Below are 1537 nucleotides of genomic sequence, written 5' to 3'. Positions count from 1 at the left end.
TATCCGGTTATACAGTTATCGCACTTTCTACTTCCATCCAATGCAGACATAAAATGCCGGAATATCCCCAGATAATTCCCACTCTCATCCTTTCTTCCTACTGACTCCTGACTCCTGACTCCTCTCATCATAAAATTTGAAGTAACGTAAAAATATCCAAGTCAATGTACAACCTAATATATAGTACAAAAAATCCCACCATACAAAAGTATTTCCTAACAACAGTCTGCCAATTAAAGTTGCTCGAATAGTTTGTAAAAAAGGTGGTTTCCATAACTGCATAAATTCTAGAAAACAGGTGACAATAAATACCCAAAAAGCTACTAAACCTGGTTTAAGTCGAGGTCGAATAAAAATTACTAAAAAAATCCAGAATGCTTCATAAAAAATTGAACTAAAAGAATTATTTAGCCATTCTGAAAATAGTCCTTCATAAAATTTAGTTGCAAAACCTAAAATTACAGTAAATATCAAACAAATTATAATTTTAATTCTATATCTTTTCATCTTTTCAGAAAAATTATATGAAATATAAAAAAGAATGCTACGAAGAATTTTCCTCCTGAAAAGACTTTATTTAAAAATGCCTATTTGGCGTTGCTGAATGATAATGATTTTTAGATTAAGTATCAACGCAAAACATAAGTTTTTCAATTTGACCTTCAGCTACTTACCATTACATTTCAGCAACGCCGTCTATTTGACTAAAAACAGAGTTTTACTTTAGCTAAATGAGATAGCAATTTCCATGCTTATGGGGTCATTTCAGTTATCAGTTATCAGTACCTCTGAAATAAGGAGGCTTAAAATCAGGAATATTCTCTTTTTTTATCCCCTTAAAAGGGGAGACTTTAGACCACAATTTCTCGGTAAAAAATTCCTTTGCTTTAGAGAGTAGGGAGTAGGAAATAGAAAAAAGGATAAAGGAGAGGCTTTAAACCTTAATTATTCGGTAAACGACCAACCACTTCATGTCTTATAACCCCAAATAATTTTAAGCGCCCCCGTTGACCGTAGGGTATTAAACCCGCCACAGAAAAGATAAAAGAAGGTTACAAAATTGTTTTTATAGACAAGGGAAAACAGGAAACAAATATTTGTTGCTAAATAAATACAGCGTATTTCAGGTTAATGAAGTACAGTAATATCATGTCTGAAAATAGCGTGAGAAAAACAACTTTCTTCCCCTCTTACTTCCTCTTTTCTATTGTAACTCCCTAATCTGATAGCTTCCCTACCTATAAGTCCCCAATCCAATGCCCTATTTAGGGTTTGCGCTCAAAAGTATTTTAGTAGGGGTAGGAGACAACCCACCCCTAACCCCTCCCAGGAGGGGAAGACAGCTATACTGGAGACAGGAGAAATGGATCGGGAGCGAGGAAGTAGGAGCGGGCGTTTTGTCCCAAGATTGTTCTGCCCAACTATGCGCCTAAAATACGCTCCATGCATGAGCGTGAAGAGCTGAAACAGGCGCACTTTTTTCGTTCCCAAAAAGGCACTTGTCTTTATATGTCAATGCTTTTATATTTAATCAGCA

2 protein-coding genes are annotated in these 1537 nt (G+C 35.4%); one reads left to right on the top strand and one right to left on the bottom strand.

Features of this window, described 5'->3' with window-relative positions; all coding sequences use genetic code 11:
• Window positions 1–84 precede the first annotated feature (84 nt).
• A complete protein-coding gene (locus F6K13_RS32535) occupies window positions 85–507 on the bottom strand; it encodes a DUF2809 domain-containing protein (RefSeq protein ID WP_124146197.1) in 423 nt (140 codons plus the stop codon).
• A 749-nt stretch (window positions 508–1256) separates the two neighbouring features.
• On the opposite strand from F6K13_RS32535, the gene F6K13_RS32530 reads away from it, so the two are divergent.
• Window positions 1257–1433, top strand: coding sequence for a hypothetical protein (locus F6K13_RS32530; RefSeq protein ID WP_161564896.1), 177 nt, complete (start codon window positions 1257–1259; stop codon window positions 1431–1433).
• Window positions 1434–1537: the final 104 nt, after the last annotated feature.

The sequence above is a fragment of the Okeania sp. SIO2B9 genome (assembly GCF_010672505.1).
Lineage (GTDB): Bacteria > Cyanobacteriota > Cyanobacteriia > Cyanobacteriales > Microcoleaceae > Okeania > Okeania hirsuta.
This window is presented reverse-complemented; position numbering and strand designations above follow the sequence as displayed.